Annotated in this window: 22 protein-coding genes; 3 read left to right on the top strand and 19 right to left on the bottom strand. The window is 69.9% G+C overall.

The window, feature by feature from the left end; genetic code table 11:
- Positions 1–10: 10 nt before the first annotated feature.
- Positions 11–598: a hypothetical protein gene (locus tag FHX82_RS14665; protein WP_145937506.1), complete on the bottom strand. Its 588-nt coding sequence runs from the start codon at positions 596–598 to the stop codon at positions 11–13.
- A gap of 20 nt (positions 599–618) precedes the next feature.
- A complete protein-coding gene (gene rlmN / locus FHX82_RS14670; RefSeq protein WP_145937507.1) occupies positions 619–1725 on the bottom strand; it encodes a dual-specificity RNA methyltransferase RlmN in 1107 nt (368 codons plus the stop codon).
- 92 nt (positions 1726–1817) lie between these two features.
- On the opposite strand from rlmN, the gene FHX82_RS14675 reads away from it, so the two are divergent.
- A complete protein-coding gene (locus tag FHX82_RS14675; RefSeq protein ID WP_145937508.1) occupies positions 1818–2426 on the top strand; it encodes a PadR family transcriptional regulator in 609 nt (202 codons plus the stop codon).
- Here FHX82_RS14675 and FHX82_RS14680 read toward each other — a convergent pair.
- Entirely contained in the window at positions 2384–3199 is an 816-nt protein-coding gene (locus FHX82_RS14680; protein ID WP_145937509.1) for a class I SAM-dependent methyltransferase, read from the bottom strand. The genes FHX82_RS14675 and FHX82_RS14680 overlap by 43 nt on opposite strands.
- 80 nt (positions 3200–3279) lie before the next feature.
- Between FHX82_RS14680 and FHX82_RS14685 the strand changes: the two genes are divergently transcribed.
- Complete coding sequence (locus FHX82_RS14685) at positions 3280–4128, top strand: VOC family protein (RefSeq protein WP_145937510.1); 849 nt, start codon at positions 3280–3282, stop codon at positions 4126–4128.
- Positions 4129–4132: 4 nt separating this feature from the next.
- Here FHX82_RS14685 and FHX82_RS14690 read toward each other — a convergent pair whose 3' ends face one another.
- The 5 genes from FHX82_RS14690 to rpsB all read right to left on the bottom strand — a co-directional run bounded on the left by FHX82_RS14690 (position 4133) and on the right by rpsB (position 8199).
- Entirely contained in the window at positions 4133–5020 is an 888-nt protein-coding gene (locus tag FHX82_RS14690) for a phosphatidate cytidylyltransferase (RefSeq protein ID WP_145937511.1), read from the bottom strand.
- Positions 5020–5577 (bottom strand): ribosome recycling factor, encoded by a 558-nt coding sequence (gene frr, locus FHX82_RS14695; protein WP_145937512.1) that lies wholly within the window; start codon positions 5575–5577, stop codon positions 5020–5022. The genes FHX82_RS14690 and frr overlap by 1 nt, the downstream gene beginning before the upstream one ends.
- A 53-nt stretch (positions 5578–5630) precedes the next feature.
- The gene (gene pyrH, locus FHX82_RS14700) at positions 5631–6368 is read right to left on the bottom strand and encodes a UMP kinase (RefSeq protein ID WP_145937513.1); all 738 of its coding nucleotides are present in this window, start codon (positions 6366–6368) and stop codon (positions 5631–5633) included.
- Between the two features lie 110 nt (positions 6369–6478).
- Positions 6479–7297: a translation elongation factor Ts gene (tsf, locus tag FHX82_RS14705; RefSeq protein ID WP_145937514.1), complete on the bottom strand. Its 819-nt coding sequence runs from the start codon at positions 7295–7297 to the stop codon at positions 6479–6481.
- Between the two features lie 65 nt (positions 7298–7362).
- Positions 7363–8199, bottom strand: a complete 837-nt coding sequence (gene rpsB, locus FHX82_RS14710) for a 30S ribosomal protein S2 (RefSeq protein WP_145937515.1) — start codon at positions 8197–8199, stop codon at positions 7363–7365.
- 376 nt (positions 8200–8575) lie between these two features.
- On the opposite strand from rpsB, the gene FHX82_RS14715 reads away from it, so the two are divergent.
- On the top strand, positions 8576–9091 hold the full coding sequence (locus tag FHX82_RS14715; RefSeq protein ID WP_373308639.1) for a M23 family metallopeptidase: 516 nt from the start codon (positions 8576–8578) through the stop codon (positions 9089–9091).
- 508 nt (positions 9092–9599) lie between these two features.
- Here the strand turns inward: FHX82_RS14715 and FHX82_RS14720 are convergent.
- From FHX82_RS14720 to rimM, 11 genes are all read right to left on the bottom strand, one after another.
- The gene (locus tag FHX82_RS14720; RefSeq protein WP_145937524.1) at positions 9600–10427 is read right to left on the bottom strand and encodes a FliA/WhiG family RNA polymerase sigma factor; all 828 of its coding nucleotides are present in this window, start codon (positions 10425–10427) and stop codon (positions 9600–9602) included.
- A 551-nt stretch (positions 10428–10978) separates the two neighbouring features.
- Positions 10979–11974: a tyrosine recombinase XerC gene (locus FHX82_RS14725; protein ID WP_145937518.1), complete on the bottom strand. Its 996-nt coding sequence runs from the start codon at positions 11972–11974 to the stop codon at positions 10979–10981.
- 216 nt (positions 11975–12190) lie between these two features.
- Positions 12191–13348 (bottom strand): DNA-processing protein DprA, encoded by a 1158-nt coding sequence (dprA, locus tag FHX82_RS14730; protein ID WP_145937519.1) that lies wholly within the window; start codon positions 13346–13348, stop codon positions 12191–12193.
- A 219-nt stretch (positions 13349–13567) separates the two neighbouring features.
- Entirely contained in the window at positions 13568–15076 is a 1509-nt protein-coding gene (locus FHX82_RS14735; RefSeq protein WP_145937520.1) for a YifB family Mg chelatase-like AAA ATPase, read from the bottom strand.
- Complete coding sequence (locus tag FHX82_RS14740) at positions 15076–15456, bottom strand: YraN family protein (RefSeq protein ID WP_145937521.1); 381 nt, start codon at positions 15454–15456, stop codon at positions 15076–15078. Before FHX82_RS14740 ends, FHX82_RS14735 begins: the two co-directional genes overlap by 1 nt.
- Positions 15457–16583: 1127 nt before the next feature.
- Positions 16584–16907 (bottom strand): DUF2469 domain-containing protein, encoded by a 324-nt coding sequence (locus tag FHX82_RS14745; protein ID WP_027946358.1) that lies wholly within the window; start codon positions 16905–16907, stop codon positions 16584–16586.
- Positions 16908–16931: 24 nt separating this feature from the next.
- Entirely contained in the window at positions 16932–17732 is an 801-nt protein-coding gene (locus tag FHX82_RS14750) for a ribonuclease HII (protein WP_145939220.1), read from the bottom strand.
- A gap of 3 nt (positions 17733–17735) precedes the next feature.
- Positions 17736–18668 (bottom strand): signal peptidase I, encoded by a 933-nt coding sequence (gene lepB / locus FHX82_RS14755; protein ID WP_145939219.1) that lies wholly within the window; start codon positions 18666–18668, stop codon positions 17736–17738.
- A gap of 24 nt (positions 18669–18692) precedes the next feature.
- Entirely contained in the window at positions 18693–19052 is a 360-nt protein-coding gene (gene rplS / locus FHX82_RS14760; protein ID WP_091513469.1) for a 50S ribosomal protein L19, read from the bottom strand.
- 146 nt (positions 19053–19198) lie between these two features.
- Positions 19199–19954, bottom strand: coding sequence for a tRNA (guanosine(37)-N1)-methyltransferase TrmD (gene trmD, locus FHX82_RS14765; protein ID WP_145939218.1), 756 nt, complete (start codon positions 19952–19954; stop codon positions 19199–19201).
- 11 nt (positions 19955–19965) lie between these two features.
- Positions 19966–20484: a ribosome maturation factor RimM gene (gene rimM / locus FHX82_RS14770; RefSeq protein WP_145939217.1), complete on the bottom strand. Its 519-nt coding sequence runs from the start codon at positions 20482–20484 to the stop codon at positions 19966–19968.
- Between the last annotated feature and the right edge of the window lie 6 nt (positions 20485–20490).

Here is a 20490-nt window from a genome sequence, read left to right on the forward strand (position 1 = left end):
CTCCGGAGGGCTAGGTTTTCGGCTTCCTCGCGGCGACGAGCACGGGTTTCCGCCCTTCGACGGGAACCAGCAGGACCATGTACCGGCCTTCACCCCCGACCCACACGGGGCGGGGGTTTTTGCTGTTCAAGCGGGTTGACGCGCGCAGCGTGACACGGTGCCCGGCCGGATACGTGACCGAAGCCCATGCGGGGCTGGGCGTGCGGGACCCCCACTGCCCGGCTGGAGCGTCGATGGTCGCCGAAGCGGGTTGCCAGCTCGTACGCACCACGCTGCGGTGACGCCTGGTCCACCCGACGGCTTCCACGAGCAAGGCCGGGACGCACACCAGCGCCAGCGGCAACGAAACAGCACAAACCGGCGTGAGGATGTTGTTCGCCCCGGCTCCCGCGAACGCTGCGACGAGGACCAACAGCGCCATTCCGGCCCCCGCCACGAGCCACCGGGCGCGGGTGATCATGCGGGCGAGGTCCGCCGGATCGGGCTGTCCCTCCGGCAGCACCGGCCGAGCCACCGGCTTCCGCCGCCAAGGGCGCACCACCACTCCGGCCACGAGCCCCAAAGCCGACACCGCCAGCAGCAGACGCCCCAGCTTCACCAGCCGAGGCTACGCCCGGATCAGCCCTCCGCGGCCAGCTGACCACACGCCGCGGCGATCTCCTGGCCCCGCGTGTCCCGCACCGTGCACGCCACTCCCCCGGCGTTGACGCGTCGCACGAACTCGCGTTCCACCGGCTTCGGCGAGGCGTCCCACTTGCTGCCCGGTGTGGGGTTCAGCGGGATGACGTTGACGTGCACCAGCTGGCCCAGGTGCTTACGCAGCCGCTTCGCGAGCAGCTCGGCCCGCCAGGGCTGGTCATTGATGTCCCGGATCAGCGCGTACTCGATCGAGACCCGCCGCCCGGAGGTGTCGGCGTAGTATCGGGCCGCCTCCAGGACCTCGTCCACCGACCAGCGGTTGTTCACCGGCACGAGGGTGTCGCGCAGTTCGTCGTCCGGCGTGTGCAGCGACACCGCCAGCCTGACCTGCATCTTCTCGTCCGCCAGCTTGCGGATCGCGGGCGCGAGCCCGACCGTCGACACCGTCACGGACCGCTGCGAGATACCCAGACCGCCCGGCGCCGGGTCGGTGATCCGCCGCACGGCGGCGACCACCCGCTTGTAGTTCGCCAGCGGCTCACCCATGCCCATGAACACGATGTTCGACAGCCGCCCGGGGCCGCCGGGCATCAGGCCGTCCCGCATCACCGCGGCCGCGGACCGCACCTGGTCGACGATCTCCGCGGTGGACAGGTTGCGGTCGAGCCCGCCCTGCCCCGTGGCGCAGAAGGGACACGCCATCCCGCAGCCGGCCTGGCTGGAGATGCACAGGGTGGCGCGATCGGGGTAGCGCATCAGGACACTTTCCAGGAGCGTGCCGTCGTGCGCGCGCCACAACGTCTTGCGCGTCGCCCCGTCGTCGGCCGACAGCGCGCGGACCTCGGTGAGCAGCGGCGGCATCAGCTCGGTGACCAGGCGCTCGCGGGAGGCGGCCGGGATGTCGGTCATCGCCTCCGGGTCCACGGTCAGCCGCGAGAAGTAGTGGTTCGACAGCTGCTTGGCGCGGAACGGCTTCTCGCCGAGCTCGGCGACGGCGTCGGCGCGTTCGGCGACGGAGAGGTCGGCGAGGTGCCGCGGCGGCAGCCCACGCTTGGGCGCTTCGAAGACCAGGGGGAGGGCAGTCATAACCGTTCCAGTGTGCCACGACCAGCACGGTTGCGTTCCGACTGTTTCCGATATATCGTGAACATGTCGGAACACAACGGAAGGAGACCGACATGAGATTCCGTCCCCCCTTTCCCCCTGGTCCGGAAGGCCGTGGCGCCTTCGGGCCCCGCGGCGGCTTCGGCGAGTTCCCCCCTGGCTGGGGGCCCGGCGGACCGATGCGCGGACGTGGACCCGGCCCTCGCGGACACCACCGGGGCGGCCGCCGAGGCCGTCGCGGAGACGTCCGGGCCGCGATCCTGACCCTGCTCGCGGAGCAGCCGCGGCACGGTTACGAGATCATCAGCGAGATCGGCGACCGCAGCGGCGGCTTCTGGCGCCCGAGCCCCGGCTCGGTGTACCCGACGCTGCAGCTGCTGGCCGACGAAGGCCTGGTGATCAGCCGTGACGAAAGCGGCAAGAAGCTCTTCGAGCTCACCGACGAGGGCCGTGCCGCCGCCGAGCGGCTCGAAGGCAGCCCGCCGTGGGAGCAGATCGCCCACGACGTCGACCCGGCCGAGATCGACCTGCGCAAGGCCGGGGCCACCCTGGCCGCGGCGGCGGTCCAGGTGTCACAGGCCGGTACGCCGGAGCAGAAGAAGCGCGCCGTCACCGTCCTCAACGAGGCGCGGCGCTCGCTCTACGGCATCCTCGGCGAGATCGACGAGGACGACGCCGAGTGACCGGGCAGCACGAGGCCGGTGGGTTTTTCGCGGACGTGCACCCGATAACCCACCGGCACCGTGTACCCGGCCTCGCCGTTCCCGTTGTCCCGTAAGGAATCCGCGATGGCCCGTGCGGCCACCTCGGGACTGAACTCGATCTTCAGCACCGACTCCAGCTCGGCACGGTCGGCGAAGTGCCAGCGCGTCGCCATCCGGCGGCAGCGAAAACCGTTGCGGGCGAAGAAGTTCTCCACGGCCTGCGGGTCGTAGTGCGGCAGGTCGGCACGCATCCACCGGCCGTACGGCTCAGCGGTGGCGTCCAGATCGACGATCGCGAGCGTGCCACCCGGCCGCAGAACCCGGTCTGTTTCCCGCAAACCGGGCTCGCAACCGGGGCCGAAGAAGTACGCGGTCCGCGCGTGCACCACGTCGACGCTCGCGTCCGGTAACGGCACGCGTTGCGCGGAACCGGCGAGCACGCGGATTTTTCCGGATCCGGAAACTCTGCGTCGCGCCTTGTGCACCAACGGTTCATGTGGTTCGACACCCACCACCGAGCGCGCGGTCCTGGCGAACGCCGGCAGGTGAAACCCGGCGCCACAACCGAGATCGAGCACATCGCGTTCCGCCCACGGCGATTCTTCCGCCAGGACACGCCAAATCTCGCCGTCGGCGTCCTGCGCGCGGTTCTCGACCTCGTACACGTCGGGGTAGTACCAGATGTTCGGACTGGGGACCACGCCCCCGTCGCGGGAGAGCGCTTTCAGCCCGCGACGGGCGGCGTGCCACATAACCGCAGCATACGGGACTGAACAACGAAAACTTCCGGCAGCGGCCGTATGCTCGAAGCCTCCCCGGGACAGGAGGCACCATGGCACTCAGTCCGCTGCCCACACAGGCGATACTCCCCTCCGGTATACCGTGCTGGGTCGAGCTCGCGACCCTGGACGAGGGTGTGGCGCAGCAGTTCTACAACGGACTCTTCGGCTGGACCTTCTACCTCAACCGCGATCCGGCGACGCCCACGGGGCGCTACCTCATCGCTTCGTTCGGCAACCGCGACGTCGCCGGGATCTACCGCACACCGGACCGGCAACCGAGCCTCTGGACGGTCAACATCTCCGTGCAGAGCACGGCAAACGCCGCCGAATGGACGCAGCACCTGGGCGGAACGGTCACCCTCGGCCCCGTGGAGATCCCCGGCCGCGGCAGCATCGTGCACGTCCTGGACCCGGCCGGCGCGCCCGCCGTCTTCTGGCAGCCCTCACCGGCGTGGGACTTCGTGACCGGAACGCCGAACGCGTTCGCGACGGCGGACCTCAACACCCACCACGGCGAAGCGGCCGATGGCTTCTTCTGCCGCCTCTTCAACTACACGGCAAGACAGATCGGCGACCACCGCGGCATCGACTACACCGAATGGCTCCTGGACCAGCAGCCGGTGCTCTACCGGTACGTGATGGGCCCGGAGTACCCGCCGGAAACGTTGCCGCACTGGATGGTCTACTTCGAGGTGGACCCCGCGCGGGGCACCGACGCCACCGCCGGGCACGCCCTGATGCTGGGCGGCCGCATCGTCGTGGAGCCGTACGACACGCCGTGGGGCCGCGTCGCGATCCTTGCCGACCCGTGCGGCGCCGTGTTCTCGGTGATCGACCGCAGCCTCATGCTGGTGGACAACACCGGAGTCGCCGAGGTGGACGACCCCTACGACGACTGAGCCGTCAGCCGACGAACGCCGACAGCAGCACCCAGGACACGACGGCCGACGGCAGCAGTGAGTCCAGCCGGTCCATCAGCCCGCCGTGCCCGGGCAGCATGGTGCCCATGTCCTTGATGCCCAGGTCCCGCTTGATGAGCGACTCGACCAGGTCCCCGAGCGTGGCGGTGAGCACGATCGCGGCGCCGAACAGCACGCCCTGCCACACGTGCCCGTCGAGCAGGAAGTGCACCGACAGCGCGCCACCGACGACGCCCGCGACCAGCGAACCGGTGAAACCTTCCCAGGTCTTCTTCGGGCTGATCGACGGCGCCATCGGGTGCTTGCCCTTGAGCACGCCCGCGGCGTAGCCCCCGGTGTCGGACGCGACGACGCCGATCATGAACGTCAGTACCCGGCCGACCCCATCCGTGGGCGGCACGAGCATCGCGGCGAAGGACGCGAACAACGGCAGCCACGCGGCGGCGAACACCGACGTCGAAATGTCGCGCAGGTAGCCATCAGCGCCGCCAGGCAACCGCCACAGCAAGCAGGCCAGCACGGTGAGCGCGAACGCGATCATCGCGCCCTTGAGCCCGAACGGCCAGGCCAGCCAGACCATCGCCTGGCCACCCACCAGCAGCGGGACCAGCGCGAGCCGGATACCCGCCGCGCGGCGCACGGCCTGCGCGAACTCGATCGTCCCCACCGCGATGGCGACCGCGATGATCCCGATGAACAGGTACCGCACGGTGAGCAGCGAGACGAGGATCGCCGCCCCCAGCACCACGCCGACCGCGATGGCCGCCGGCAGGTTCCGGCCGGCCCGCGACGGTTTCTTGGCCGGGGCGGGTTCCTCCGGCTCGGGAGAAGACATCGGGGCCTTCTCGCGTTCTTCGCTCACCTGGGCCATCAGACCTCGAGTAGCTCGGTTTCCTTGTTCTTGACGAGTTCGTCGACCTGGGAGACGTAGCTGTCCGTCAGGTTCTGCAGTTCCTTCTCCGCGCGGGCGACCTCGTCCTCACCGGCCTCGCCGTCCTTGGCGATGCGGTCGAGCTCTTCCTTGGCCTTGCGGCGCACACCGCGGATGTGGACCTTGGCGTCCTCGCCCTTGCTCTTGGCCGTCTTCACCATCTCGCGGCGCCGCTCCTCGGTCAGCTGCGGGATGACGATGCGGATGATCTGCCCGTCGTTGCTGGGATTCACGCCCAGGTCGGATTCGCGGATCGCCTTCTCGATGGCGTTCAGCTGGCTCTGGTCGTACGGCTTGACGATGGCCATCCGCGCCTCGGGGATGTTCACGCTCGCCACCTGGTTGAGCGGCATCGTCGCGCCGTAGGCCTCGACCACCACGCGGGAGAACATCGACGGAGTGGCCCGGCCGGTCCGCACCGACGACAGATCCTCCTTGGCGTGGGACACCGCTTTTTCCATCTTCTCCTCGGCGTCGAGGAGGGTCTCGTCGATCACGGCTACTCCCGTTTTTCTCTGTTGTCTCCGGTGATCCCACCAGTACTGGGCGGTCAGTCCCGCGGCGGGGTGCTGACCAACGTCCCGATCCTCTCACCACGGACCGCGCGCGCGATGTTCCCCTCCGTGAGGAGGTTGAACACGATGATCGGCATGTTGTTGTCCATGCAGAGGCTGAAGGCCGTCGCGTCGGCGACCTTCAGCCCGCGTTCGAGCACCTCGCGGTGCGTGATCTCCTCGAACATCTTCGCGCCGGGGTCGGTTTTCGGGTCGGCGGTGAACACGCCGTCGACCGCCTTGGCCATCAGGACCGCCTCGCAGCCGATCTCCAGCGCCCGCTGCGCGGCCGCCGTGTCGGTGGAGAAGTACGGCATCCCGACGCCGGCGGCGAAGATGACCACACGGCCCTTCTCCAGGTGCCGCTCGGCGCGCCGCGGGATGTAGGGCTCGGCGACCTGGCCCATGGTGATGGCGCTCTGCACGCGCGTCGGCACGCCTTCCTTCTCCAGGAAGTCCTGCAGCGCGAGGCAGTTCATCACCGTGCCCAGCATGGCCATGTAGTCGGCGCGGTCGCGGTCCATGCCGCGCTGCGACAGCTCCGCGCCGCGGAAGTAGTTGCCACCCCCGATGACGACGGCCATCTGCACGCCGGTGCGCACGACCTCCGCGATCTGCAGCGCGACCGAGTGCACCACGTCGGGGTCGACGCCCAGCGATCCGCCGCCGAGCATCTCGCCGCCCAGTTTCAGCAGTACCCGTCGGTAGCCGTCATCGGCTCGTTGCTCCGTCATGCCCGCCCTCACCTCCGTGGGTACCGCTTCGCTCAAGTGCTCGTTCGGCATCGTGCCCCGTCCCCGAGTTCACCGGGAGACGGGGCACGATACGCGTCAGCCTGGGGGCCTTACTGCTGGCCCACCTCGAAGCGCGCGAACCGGGTGACGGTCACGCCCGCCGCGTCGAGCAGCTGCTTCACGGTCTTCTTGTTGTCGGTCACCGACGGCTGCTCCAGCAGCACGGTGTCCTTGTAGAAGGCGTTGACCTTGCCTTCGATGATCTTCGGCAGCGCCTGCTCCGGCTTGCCCTCGGCCCGCGCGGTCTCCTCGGCGATGCGGCGCTCGTTGTCGACGATGTCGGCGGGCACCTCCTCGCGGGTCAGGTACTTCGGCTTGAGGGCCGCGATCTGCAGCGCCGCACCGCGGGCCGCCTCGGCCCCGTCACCGGTGTACTCGACCAGCACGCCGACGGCCGGCGGAAGGCCGGCGCCACGGCGGTGCAGGTAGGTCTCGACCGTGCCGTCGAACGAGACGACCCGGCGCAGGACGAGCTTCTCGCCGATCTTGGCGGCCAGCTCCTGGACGGCGTCGTTGACGGTCTGGCCGCCCTCGAGCTGGGCCGCGCCCAGCTTCTCGACGTCGTCGGTGCGCGCGGCCTTGGCCGCGGCGACGATCTTCTCGGCCAGCTGCTGGAACTGCTCGTTCTTCGCGACGAAGTCGGTCTCGGAGTTGAGCTCGATCAGCACGCCGCCGTCACCGGCGACCAGACCCTCGGCGGTGGCGCGCTCGGCGCGCTTGCCGACGTCCTTCGCACCCTTGATGCGCAGGTACTCGACGGCCTTGTCGAAGTCGCCGTCGTTCTCCTCCAGCGCCTTCTTGCAGTCCATCATGCCGGAGCCGGTGAGCTCGCGGAGACGCTTCACGTCCGCCGCGGTGTAGTTCGCCATCGTGTTTCCTTCGGAGTTCTCGGGTCCCGCGCGGCCGCCGGCGAGCGGCCGCGCGGGGAAGCTGGTCAGGAAGAGGTGGTCTGCTCGGCGGGCTGCTGCTGCTCGCCGCCCTCATTGCCGGCCAGGAGCTCCTTCTCCCACTCGGCCAGCGGCTCGTCGGAGGCCACACCGGGCTCCGGCTTGTCCTGGCCCTCGGGCGCGGAACCGTTGCGGCCCGACCGGGCGAGCAGACCGGCCGCGGCCGCCTCGGCGACGACCTTGGTCAGCAGCGCCGCGGAACGGATCGCGTCGTCGTTGCCCGGGATCGGGTAGTCGACCTCGTCGGGGTCGCAGTTGGTGTCCAGCACCGCCACGACGGGGATGTTGAGCTTGCGCGCCTCGCCGACGGCGATGTGCTCCTTCTTGGTGTCCACGATCCACACGGCGGAGGGAACCTTCGCCATGTCGCGGATACCGCCGAGGGTCTTCTCGAGCTTGTCCTTCTCGCGGGTGAGCGTGAGGATTTCGCGCTTGGTCAGACCCTGGAAGCCACCGGTCTGCTCCTGCGCCTCGAGCTCCTTGAGGCGCTGCAGCCGCTTGTGCACGGTCTGGAAGTTGGTGAGCATGCCGCCCAGCCAGCGCTGGTTCACGTAGGGCATGCCCACGCGCTGCGCCTCGCTGGCGATCGCTTCCTGCGCCTGCTTCTTCGTGCCGACGAACATGATGGTGCCGCCGTGCGCGACCGTTTCCTTGATGAACTCGAACGCACGGTCGATGTACGTCAGCGTCTGCTGCAGGTCGATGATGTAGATGCCGTTGCGCTCGGTGAGGATGTAGCGCTTCATCTTCGGGTTCCAGCGCCGCGTCTGGTGCCCGAAGTGCACACCGGAGTCGAGCAGCTGCTTCATGGTGACGACGGCCATGGCCGGATTCGCACCTCTTCTGTCTGGCGTGCCGGGTTTTCACCGGCGCGCGTTTCGGTTTGCCGCTGCAGGCCGGGTGACCGGCAGCCCTGGTGCCGTGCCGGTGTCCGCACCCCGTGTCGCCACGAGGACCGCCCGGACACCGCGCGTCCCGTCTCGATCGAGCTGAGAGGTCGGGACATGCACGTGCACGCGAAGTCGACCTGTGCAGGACAGGCCGCGCGAATAGTGTACGCCCAGCGCTCGGCAGCATCACCCGGGGAGCCTGAGGGGTCCGAGCTGTCCACATCACCCTCGGTTGTCCACAGAATCGCATTCTGTTTCCCGTGGTGAGTGCTGGACGGCCATCGTGGGAGACGTGCCCAGGTTCTTCCCCGTGACATCAGCGCTCCTGCTCGTGGCAGGGGCGCTGATAACGCCGGTCGCGTGGAGCTCGGGCGCGGTGGTCCCCCGGTCTGCGGTGTTGCAGGAGCCCCGGTTCTCATGGCCACTGTCGCCGCCGCCGGAGGTGACGCGGGCCTTCGAAGCGCCGGCGACGGAGTACGGCCCGGGCCACCGAGGCGTCGACCTGGCGGCGGCACCCGGTCAGCCCGTCCTGGCAGCGGCCCCCGGTGTCGTGGTGTTCGCGGGCCAGGTCGCAGGCCAAGGCGTGGTATCGATCGACCACGACGGCGGCCTACGCACGACGTACGAGCCGGTGACCCCGACGGTGCCCGCAGGTGCCCAGGTCTACGGCGGGCAGCAGATCGGCTTGGTCAACCCCGGGCATCCGGGATGCCCGGTCGCGGCCTGCCTGCACTGGGGTGTCCGGCGAGGAGAGGAGTACCTGAACCCACTGGCCTTGATCCGAACGGAGTCCGTGATCCGGCTGAAGCCGTGGGAGCCGCCTTAAGGGCTGTCAGGACGCGGACCACAGCTCGGTGACTGGCGCCGGTCACCGACCTATTCCCCGCGGCTCCTGCCGACCCGCGTCAGCGCAGCCCGCCGCCTGCCGCCCCCGCGGCATCAGGGCTGCTGCTGCCGCCACTGCCTCGCCGGTCAGGCAGCACGGCAGCACGGCAGCACGGCAGCACGGCAGCACGGCAGCACGGCAGCACGGCAGCACGGCAGCACGGCAGCACGGCAGCACGGCAGCACGGCAGCACGGCAGCACGGCAGCACGGCAGCACGGCAGCACGGCAGCACGGCAGCACGGCAGCACGGCAGCACGGCAGCACGGCAGCACGGCAGCACGGCAGCACGGCAGCACGGCAGCACGGATGATGCTCCCACCCTCTCGTCGGTCGAGCACCGAACGCGGAAGTCCTCAGCGAAACCCGTCCCGACCGAGAGCCCGCGCCCCCGCCGCGGGCGACTGTCCCGCTCGTGTCCCGCTCGTGCGGCCGCAGCTACTCGCGAGGTCAGACGCTGGCTTGCTCGGTCAGGCGGGCCCGCAGCCGGAGGACCGCCCGGGTGTGGAGCTGGCTCACCCGCGACTCGGTGACGCCGAGGACCTTGCCGATCTCGGCGAGGGTCAGGCTCTCGAAGTAGTAGAGGCTGACCACGATCCGGTCGCGTTCGGTGAGTTGCGCGATGGCCTCGGCCAGCTGCCGCCGGTTGTCGCGGTCGACGAGGACAGCGACGGGGTCCACCGCGTCTTCGTCCTGCAGGGTGTCGACGAGTGACCCGCTGTCCTTGCCCGCCGCGATGAGGTCCTCGAGCGCCACGACGCTCGTGAGCCGTAGCTGGCCGTAGAGGTCGCGCAACTCGTCGAGCCCGATGCCGAGCTCCTCGGCCAGCTCGGTGTCGCTCGGCGTGCGGTGGAGGCGTGCCCCGAGCCGTTCGAGGGCGCGCTCGGCTTCCCGCAACCGGCTGCGCACCACGCGCGGCACCCAGTCCTGAGAACGGAGGTCATCCAGGATCGCTCCGCGGATGCGCTGCATCGCGTAGGTCTCGAAGCGCCAGCCCCGGTCGGGGTCGAACTTCTCGATGGCGTCGATCAGCCCGAAGATGCCGGACTGGACGAGGTCCCCGACGTCGACGTGCGTTGGCAACCCGGTGCCCACCCGCCCGGCGACGTACTTGACCAGCGGTGCGTAGTGCAGCACCAGACGCTCCCGGAGCCGCTGGTTCGGCCGCTCCCGGAACTCGCGCCACAAGGCGTTGATCGCCGCGTCGACCTCGTTCGTCGATCCGTCGCCACCGCCCCCGGTCCGACTCGGCTGGCCGCCAGCGCCGCCGGGCGCCAGCGCCGTACCGGCCGGAGCCGCACCATCACGCGCGTCGGCAGCCCGAGCCAGGCTGTCGGCGGCGGCGTCACGCCCCCCGCTCGCAGAGTCCGCAGGGGCGCGTCCGTCCACTGACCCCGCGACGGTCGCGCCACCGGCGGAATCCTCGATCGCGGTGCCGCTGCCGGAACCCGAGCCGTCCGGTAAGACGGTCTCAGTGGCGTTCAGGGCATGTGGGGGACCCGCAACGCTGATGTCGTGCTCGTTGTCCGTGGGGTGGGGCGCACGGCGAGCGTCAGCGGAGCCGGCCGTCGACAGGGGGCTGCCTGCCGGTTCGCCGTCCTGGGGGGCGTCCTCGCAGGGGTTGCCGCGACGAGGAGGCGCACTGCCGTCCGTGGGTACGCCGAGGTCGCCGTTCGGGCTGGTTTCCGAACGGTCTGCGTCGGTGAGGCGCAGGTCGGCTGTCATCGGACGGCCGCTCTCGGCAACGGGCTCAGTTCGGTCTCCGGGCTCAGGTCTGGTCGGGTGGAGCGACGACGGCCCCACCGGTCCTCCCCCATCACGCGCCGAGGTCATCGGGCGCGAGGGTGGGCTCGGTCATGGATCGCCTTCAACCGCTCGACTGTCACGTGAGTGTAGAGCTGCGTCGTGGCAAGCGTAGCGTGACCGAGCAGTTCCTGAACGCTGCGGAGATCAGCGCCTCCCTCCAGCAGGTGGGTCGCCGCGGTGTGCCGCAGCCCGTGCGGCCCCATGTCCGCCGCGCCGGGCACCGACTCGACGGCCTCGTGAACCAGGCGCCGGACCGCGCGCGGGTCCATCCGGCCACCACGGACGCCCAGGAACAGGGCCGCGGCGTCAGCCTTGGCCGCCGAGGCGACCATTGCCGGCCGGCCGATCTCCAACCAGGACCTCAGGGCGCGTTCGGCCGGCACGCCGAACGGCACCACGCGTTCCTTGCCTCCCTTGCCCAGGACCCGCACAACGCGGCTCCCGAAGTCGACGTCGTCGACGTCGAGTCCACAAAGCTCCGAAACCCGAACACCCGTCGCATACAGGAGTTCGAGGACCGCGTGGTCACGCATACCCTGCGGATCCAACTCAGCCGCCCCGGTGCTCGACGCCCGCAGCACCTCGCCGGCTTCGTCCGGTCGCAGCACCGCAGGGAGCGTCCGATGTGTCCGCGGGGAAACCAAGCGAGCTCCCGGATCCACCTCCAGCGCGCCCTGCCGCCGGGCCCAGGCGGTGAACGTCCGTGCGGCGGCCGACCGGCGGGCGAGCGTGGTGCGGCTGGCGCCACTCCCGTGCTGGTGGGCCAGCCACGCCCGGAGCACCGCGACGTCGAGCCCCGCCAGCGCCGACCGGTCGTCGTCCGCCCCGTGGTCCTGGTGCAGGAAACCCAGCAGCGAGACCACGTCCCCCACGTAAGCACGGACGGTGTGCTCGGACAGGCCGCGTTCGAGACTCAGATGCCGCTCGTAGCGCGCGATCAGGTCACGCGCCTTTTCCGGGAGGGCCGCACGGATCGCATGGAGGTCGACACGATCGTCTGCCCGGTCTCCTTTGCTCACGGACAGCCACGCTTTCCCGGCCGGCCGAACCGGTTCCGCGGCCGCAACTGGAGGAGATCAGGTGTGCGCGCTGCGTACACGCGTTCGTCTCTTGTGCACTCCTGAGCAGGCTCCGCCATAGGTACTCACGCTCGGTTAATCCGGCGCGATGGTCAAGCATCGCCACACCGCGTTACCTGCGTATCGCGTCACCACCTCTCTTCGGCTCGGATTGCTTCACGCGCTCTCCTTCGTGGCCCGCAGCTTTCGAGGTTGATGCCACCCGGTTTCGTCACGCTCAGCGAGACCCTCCATCTCCAGCACCGGCAGCACCGCACGGACGCGCGGCAGTGACACCCCCGACTCGGCCGCGATCTGTTCCGGAGACTTGCCTTGCCGACGTTCGAGAGCTTCGTGGATTCGAAGGGCGTCGCCGTCGAGACCGTCGGTCGGTCGCCTCGTCTGCAGCCGTTCCGGGGGGTCCGTGCCGAGTTTCCCGACGATCTCGACGACATCGTCGACAGAAGCCACGAGCGTCGCGGCGGAGTTGCGGATCAGCTCGTGGCAGCCGGCGGAGGTGGCCGAACCGATGGGACCGGGAACGGCCATCACGATCTTGCCGAGCGCACCCGCCGTGGTGGCGGTGTTGCGTGCGCCGCTGCGCCGTCCGGCTTCGACGACGACCGTGCCTTCGCTCAGCGCGGCGATCAGCCTGTTGCGCACCAGGAACCGGTGCCGTGCGGGCGGAGTGCCCGGTGGGTATTCGCTCAGCACGAGTCCACCGCGTTCGGCGATGGCGTTCAGCAGTCCGACATGCCCGGCTGGATAACCGGCCTCCAGCGAACACCCGAGCAATGCGACGGTGACTCCCTTGGCGGCGAGGGCACCCCGGTGAGCGGCTCCGTCAATGCCGTAAGCCGCGCCGGAGACGATGGTCAGGTCCCGCTCAGCCAGGCCGTAGGCGAACTCCCCCGCCACCTGTTCGCCGTAAACGCTGGCCGCGCGAGCACCGACGATCGCCACTGCTCCGTCAGCAGCCTCGTCCAACCGCGCGTCCCCACGAGCCCACAACGCGAGTGGTGCCGTGCCGCTTTGGATGCCGCGTTGCTGGGCCACTTCGAGGCAGAGCAACGGCCAGGCCGGCCACTCGTCGTCCTCGGGGATGATCAGGCGCGCACCCATGCCGTTGCCGGCCTCCAGGTCGGCTTCGGCCCGCTCCTGATCACGACGGGCGACCGTCTCGTCGATCACGCGTTGGGGGCAGTTGCCGCTTCGCACCGCTGCTGCCGCCGCGATCGGTCCACGTTCGGAGACGAACGCGACAAGAGCTGCCGCGGGCGGCTCGGCGACCCGGAGTAGGTAGGCCCTGGCACGGCGCTCTTCATCCAACGACATGGGCCTTGCCTCCCTGCCATCGGGGAAAGAACGGCTCGGGTGGAGGCGATTTGTCGTCAGCGAAATGAGCTGGGGCAGAGAGGCCAGGCTGGGCAGCGATTGGTGGGACCGAACCCGTGTGGGATCGGCTTGCGGTAGCCGCCGTGGAGTGCAGCGCCCCAGTCACCTGGGGTGGCGACAACAGAGCGGCGAAGCGGCGGCGAATGTTGATGGTTGTCTTCATGCGGATCTCCGATCGCGGAATTCGAGGGCGGCTGCTACGTGGTCTGCGTCGGGCTCGGGGGCTTTGGCGAGATCGGCCAGAGTCCACGAGATTCGCAGACAACGGTCGGCGCCCCGGGCGGTGAGGAAGCCTCTGTCCAGGCTGCGGTCGAGCAGTGCGGTGGCTCGTCGTGGAAGGGCGAACTCCCGGCGCAGCACCGGACCGGGCACCTCCGCGTTGGTGCGCCAGCCGTGCGCGGACCAACGTTCGGCAGCGCGGGCGCGGGCGCCAAGGACTCGTTCGCGAACAACGGCTGTGGGTTCCGGTTCATCGGTGTGCGTCGTCATCGCCGTGATGGGGTGCAGGTGAACCCGCAGGTCGACTCGGTCGAGCAACGGACCCGACAAGCGGTTGAGGTAACGGCGGCGGGCGGAGGGGGTGCAGGTGCAGTCCGTCTCGCGGGGCGGCGCGCAAGGGCACGGGTTGGTGGCCAGCACGAGCTGGAACCGCGCCGGGTAGCAGACCGAGCCCCTCGAACGAGCGATTCGCACTTCGCCGTCTTCGAGGGCGGTGCGGAGGGACTCCAGCGCTGGACTGGTGAACTCGGCAGCCTCGTCGAGGAGGAGGACTCCACGGTGCGCCTGGCTGATCAGGCCGGGCACTGCCAGCCCGCTACCGCCGCCTACCAAGGCCGCGACCGACACGGAGTGGTGCGGAGCGACGAACGGCGGCACCTTCACCAGTGGCGACGTGCGAGACAGGGAGCCGTGTACGGAATGAACAGCTGTCACCTCCAGTGCTTCATCCACGGAGAGCAACGGCAGAAGCCCGGGAAGGCGCTTCGCCAACATCGTCTTCCCGACCCCGGGCGGCCCCATGAACAGGAGGTGATGACCCCCTGCCGCGGCGACCTCCAGCGCCCAGCGCGCCTCGGGCTGGCCCACGACATCGGCCAGATCCGGCGCCTTCGGTGGTTCGGGGTCTCCGGGCGGGCTCGGGGGGACGAGCTCGCCTTCGCCGTGCAACCATGCGATGACTTCGGCCAGCCGCGCGGCGCCCAGGACGTCGATGCCGTCGACCAGCGCGGCTTCGTGGAGCGAGTGCACCGGCACCACGGCGCGTTTGACACCCGCTCTCCGCGCCGCGAGCAAGCCGGGGAGGACGCCTCGGATCTCGCGCACCCGGCCGTCCAGCGACAGCTCTCCCAACAGGACTGTTCCGGGCAGGCGGGTCGCGGGGACCTTGCCCGCGGCGGCGAGGACCGCTGTCGCGATGGCCAGGTCGTAGCCGGAGCCGAGCTTGGGCAGGTTCGCCGGGGAGAGGCCGAGGGTGAGCTTCTCCCCTGGCCACTGCTGCCCGGAGTTCCGGACGGCGGAGCGCACCCTGTCCTTGGCCTCGCGCAGCCCGGCGTCAGGCAGGCCGACGAGCTTCGTGCAGGGCAGGCCGCCGCCGAGATCGGCCTCGATCTCGATGACCCGCCCGTCGATGCCGAGCACGGCGACCGACCAGGTGTGTCCGATCGGCATCAGAAAGCCCCGGGGAAGTGTTCGAGCCGCAGCTCGCCGCCCGGCTCGACGAGGACGGCGACCACGTCGAACCGCACCTGGCACCAGCGGAGCTTGAAGGTGCGCAGCCACTGGCCGGTGATGCGGCGGATGCGGGCGATCTTCTCGGCGGTGACCGCCTCCGCGGGATCACCGAAGTTCTGGCCCGCTCTCGTCTTGACCTCGCACACCACGAGCATGCGCCGGTCGGTCGCGACGATGTCCAGCTCGCCCTCGCGGCAGCGCCAGTTCCTGGACAGCACCACGAAACCGAGCTTTTGCAGGTGCTGCGCGGCCAGATCCTCGCCCTTGCGGCCGAGGTTCAGGTGGGGCGCTTCCGTAGGTCGTGCCACAGCGCTCATCACTGCTTCCCCCAGAGATCAGATCTTGCGTTGGGAAAGACGCTGCCAGGTCCCGGGGCACCCGCACCAGGGCGAATTGGGTCGCCTGTGGATAACCCACCCCCTGTGGATAACTCGGAGGTGGGGGCGGGTTCGCAATGGGATGGGCTGGGCGGCCGGCGTAGGCGTGGGAGGAGGAGCGGGCGCTGGGCGGGGGTAGGCGTAGGGGTACGGGTAGGAGCTGGATCAGGGCAGGGGCGCAGAGGTACGGCGGGGTCCGGTGCGGGGGCGCGGGCACGAGCTGGAGTGAGGCGAGCCCACGACTTGCAGGGGCACGGGCGAGATCGGGCGCAGGACGCGGGCACCAGCTGGGAGCGAGGCGCGGGGACACGGGCAAGCGCAGGCGGGGGAACAAACGCGGGGGCAGGGGCGGACGCTGGACGGGCACAACGCAGGAGTGCGGGCAGGAGCTGGAGCGAGGCGAACCCACGAGCGCAGGGCACGGCGGGATCAGGCGCAGGGCTCGGGAACGCGGGCAACAGCTGGACCGGTGGCAAGCGCACGAGCGGGGCGAGGCCGGGCGGGACGGGCAGGGCGGGGCGGGGCGGGGTCGGACTGGGCTGGGCAGGGCAGGGCTGGCCCTGGGCAGGGCTAGGCACGGGGAGACAGAGCGGGGCTGGCCTGGGCAGGGCTGGCACGGCGGGACAGGGCAGGGCGAGGCTGGGCTCGGCGGGGCATGGCAAGGCATGGCGAGACAGGGCAGCCGAGACAGGGCAGGGCAGGGCAGGGCAGGGACGAGGGGGAGACTGCGCTTGTCGGGCTGCCGACGGGGGCAGCAGCCTGCCTGGCGTATGGAGACCAGGTCGTGCAGGGCTCACCAGAAATCAGCGGGACGACCACAGGTCGGAGATCGGGACCCGGGCGGAAGCGGCAAGGGGGTGAGTCCTACGGCTTGCCGGAGTGCCAGCGGGGTCTACGGCTGAGCCGTGCGGAGGAGCCCAAAGCGGGGATGGGGCAGTGCAAGGGGGCGAGGAGCCAGATCGCGGGGCGAGATGGATCAACAGGGGGTACTGAAACCAGGGTTGAACAGAGGTCAAGCGCAGACGAAGAGCAACAACACACCTCGGCGGGCGTCTGCCCGGAAAACCTCAGCCCGAGAACGGGCCGTCTTCGGGGAGGCGCAGGTCTGGTTTCTCCAGCTCCTCCACGTTGACGTCCTTGAAGGTGATCACCCGCACGTTCTTGACGAACCTGGCGGGGCGGTACATGTCCCACACCCAGGCATCGGACATCCGCACCTCGAAGTAGACCTCACCACCACCGTCGCGGACCTGGACATCCACGGCGTTCGCCAGGTAGAACCGCCGCTCGGTCTCCACCACGTACGAGAACTGGCTGACGATGTCCCGGTACTCCCGGTACAGCGACAACTCCATCTCGGTCTCGTACTTCTCGAGATCCTCTGCGCTCATGGAATCCGCGCCCCTCCTCGCGAGCTAAACCGACAATCCGGCGGCGGAACCCTCATTCTGACCCACCACGACGTCCAGGGCACGCACCGGCGCCTCACGTTGCCCGAGCGCCGCCGCGGTCAGCATCACCTTGTGTGGTGGCCGCCTGCCGTGAGCGGCCGCCGCCATCGCCACATTGGTGTAGGACCACCGATGTACCGCACTCGGACCGTATTCGGCGAGTGCCGCGCCGTGTTCGGTCGTGGTGTAACCCTTGTGCACGTCGAACCCGTACACCGGGTGCTCCCCGTGCAGGTCCGCCATGATGCGATCCCTGGTCACCTTCGCCAGCACCGACGCCGCAGCCACGCACGCGACCGCCCTGTCCCCCTTGACGACCGCCAGGCTCGGCGCCGGCAGGCCCGGCACCTTGAACCCGTCGGTCAACACGAACCCCGGGCAGGTCCGCAGGCCCGCGACCGCCCGCCGCATGCCCTCGATGTTCATGACGTGGATGCCGAGCAGATCCACCTCGGCCGCCGGAATCACCACGATGGAGTAGTCGAGCGCGCGCTTGATCACCCGTTCGTAGACCCGCTCGCGGGCCAGCGCGGTGAGCAGCTTGGAGTCGGTCAGCTCCTCCAACCGGGCCGCGTCCCCCGGCCGCAACATGCACGCCGCGACCACGAGCGGCCCGGCACACGCCCCGCGGCCGGCCTCGTCCACCCCCGCGACGGGGCCGAGACCCCGCCGGTCCAGTGCGGACAACAGGCCCCACGCGGTCTCCCCACGGACGACCGCCCGTGGGGGCTTGACCAGGGCCGCGAGCGCCGAAGAGCTACCCACTGGCTACCGCTTTCGCTTGACCACCCTGCGCGCGCCGGACCCGAGCTTCCGGCTGAGCGCGACCGCGGGCCACGCCGCGACCGCACCGGCACCGAGCGGCACGCCCTGCTGCCAGTCCGGCGCGCTCATGCCCAAGGCCACCGACTGCGCGTTCTCCTGCGGATTGGTGTCGCTCACCCCACCCCAGCGGTTGGGTGGCAGCACGATGATCCGCGCCTTGCCGATGATGTTGGCGACCGGCACGACACCGTTCAGCCCGCCCCCGCCCTGGCAGCGCGAGTCGCACGAGTCGTTGCGGTTGTCGCCCATCACCCAGACGTCGCCCTCCGGCACCTTCACCGGGGGGAACTCGTCCTGGTGCGGGTTGTCCGGATCCACCCAGTGGATGTACGGCTCGTTCAGCGCCTTGCCGTCGACCACGACCCGGTTCTGCGCGTCGCAGCACTGCACGGTCTGGCCGCCGGTGGCGATGATCCGCTTGACGAAGTCCCGCTCGTCGGGCGGCGCGAGGCCGAACACCGAACCGATGTCCTGGAAGAACCGGACGACCGCGTTGCTCGACCGCTGGGTCGGCGCGTCGTTCTCCAGCCACGGCGGCGGGCCCTTGAACACCACGACGTCACCCGGACCGGGGTCGGTGAAGTCGTAGGTGATCTTGTCGACCAGGACCTTGTCGCCGTAGCAGCCCGTGCACCCGTGCAGCGTCGATTCCATCGAGGCCGACGGGATCGTGTAGACCCGGGCGAAGAACTGCTGGAAAACGAAGGCGAGAACCAGCGCGACCACGATCAGGATCGGCAGTTCGACCCAGAAGGAGCGCTGTTTCTTGGCCTTGCGGTTGCGGCGTTTGCGATTCGCACCGCTTTCCGCGTTTTTGCCGTTTTCGGCACGTTCCGGTTCGTCCTCGGCAGCACTCGAGGGCACAGGCTCAACCACGTCGCCAGGCTACTAGCAGCCCGTTCAGGAGGCCGTGGGGGCTTCGCGACGCTCCTTGATCTTCGCCGCCTTGCCGCGCAGCTCGCGCAGGTAGTACAGCTTGGCGCGCCGCACGTCACCGCGCTTGAAGACCTCGATCTTCGCGATGTTGGGCGAGTGCACCGGGAAGGTGCGCTCCACGCCGACACCGAACGAAACCTTGCGCACGGTGAAGGTCTCGCGAATGCCACCGCCCTGCCGGCGGATGACCACGCCCTGGAAGATCTGGTTGCGCTCGCGGTTTCCCTCGATGACGCGAACGTGCACCTTCAGCGTGTCACCCGGGCGGAAGTTCGGAATGTCGGAACGCAGCGACTGAGCGTCCAGGGCGTCCAGGGTGTTCATCGGGATTCCGTCCTCGTCCTTCGTCAGTTCTCCGTGTTTCCGGGCGCGCACCTGCTCGGCAGCGATCGACCCGGGGGCTCAAGGGCAGCGCGCACTGATGGGCGGCGTGCCAAGAGTCAAGTATTGCAGACGCGGCCGCGGCCGGGTCACCCGGCCTGCCGCTGCTCCCCGCGGACGCGGTCGAGCACGGCGAGGTCGCGCTTGTCCAGGCTACCGTCGGGCAGCCGGTCCAGTAGCTCCGGCCGGCGGCGCGCCGTCCGTTCCAGCGCCTGGTCGCGGCGCCAGCGGTCGATGAGCGCGTGGTTGCCCGAGCGGAGCACCTCCGGCACCGCCAGCTCACGCCAGACCTCGGGCCGGGTGTAGCTGGGGCCTTCCAGGAGCCCGTCGGAGAACGAGTCCTGCTCGGCGGACACCGGATTGCCGAGGACTCCCGGCAGGAGCCGGACGGTGGCCTCGACCATCACCAGCACGGCGGCCTCGCCACCCACCAGCACGTAGTCCCCGATGGACACCTCGTCCACCGGCATCCGCCGCGCCGCGTCGTCGATCACCCGCTGGTCGATGCCCTCGTAGCGGCCGCAGGCGAACACGAGGTGCTCCTCCTGCGCGTACGCCCGGGCCATCTCCTGGGTGAACGGACGGCCCGCGGGCGTGGGCACGACGAGCCGGGTGGCCTCGCCGCACACGGTGTCCAGCGCGTCGCCCCAGACCTGGGGCTTCATGACCATGCCGGGACCGCCGCCGTACGGGGCGTCGTCCACGGCGCGGTGCACGTCGTGCGTCCAGTCACGCAGGTCGTGGACGCCGATCTCGATCAGGCCGCGCTCGATGGCGCGGCCCAGCAGCGCCGCCCGCAGCGGGTCCAGGTACTCGGGGAAGATCGTGACGACGTCGATCCGCATGGCCGCCCCACTCACTCCTCGTCGTCGAGCAGGCCCTCGGGCGGGTCGAGCACGACCCGGCCGCCGGCCACGTCGACGACGGGCACGATCTCCCGGACGAAGGGCACCAGTACCGTCCGGCCGTCCCGGTCCAGCGACAGCAGCTCGCCGCCGGGCGCGTGCACGATCTCCTGCACCGTGCCGACCTTCGTGCCGTCCGCCAGCTCCGCGCGGAGCCCTTCGAGCTCGTGGTCGTAGAACTCGTCGGGGTCGTCCGTCGGCGGCAGGTCGGCCGTGTCGGCGAGCAGCAGCACGCCCCGCACGGCGTCGGCGTCCTCACGGGACCGGACCTCCTCGAAGGTCACCAGCAGCCGCCCGCTGTGAGGGCGGGCGGCTGCGATGGTGAGCTGACGGGTGCGGCCGTCGCGGTACCGCGCGGAAAGCACGGCACCCTCCCGGAAACGCTCCTCGGGCGAGTCGGTGCGCACGTCCACGGCGAGCTCGCCGCGGATACCGTGCGACTTCGCGACCCGCCCGACCACGACCTCCACGGGCGC

It is taken from the genome of Amycolatopsis bartoniae, from assembly GCF_014191255.1.
GTDB lineage: Bacteria > Actinomycetota > Actinomycetes > Mycobacteriales > Pseudonocardiaceae > Amycolatopsis_E > Amycolatopsis_E bartoniae.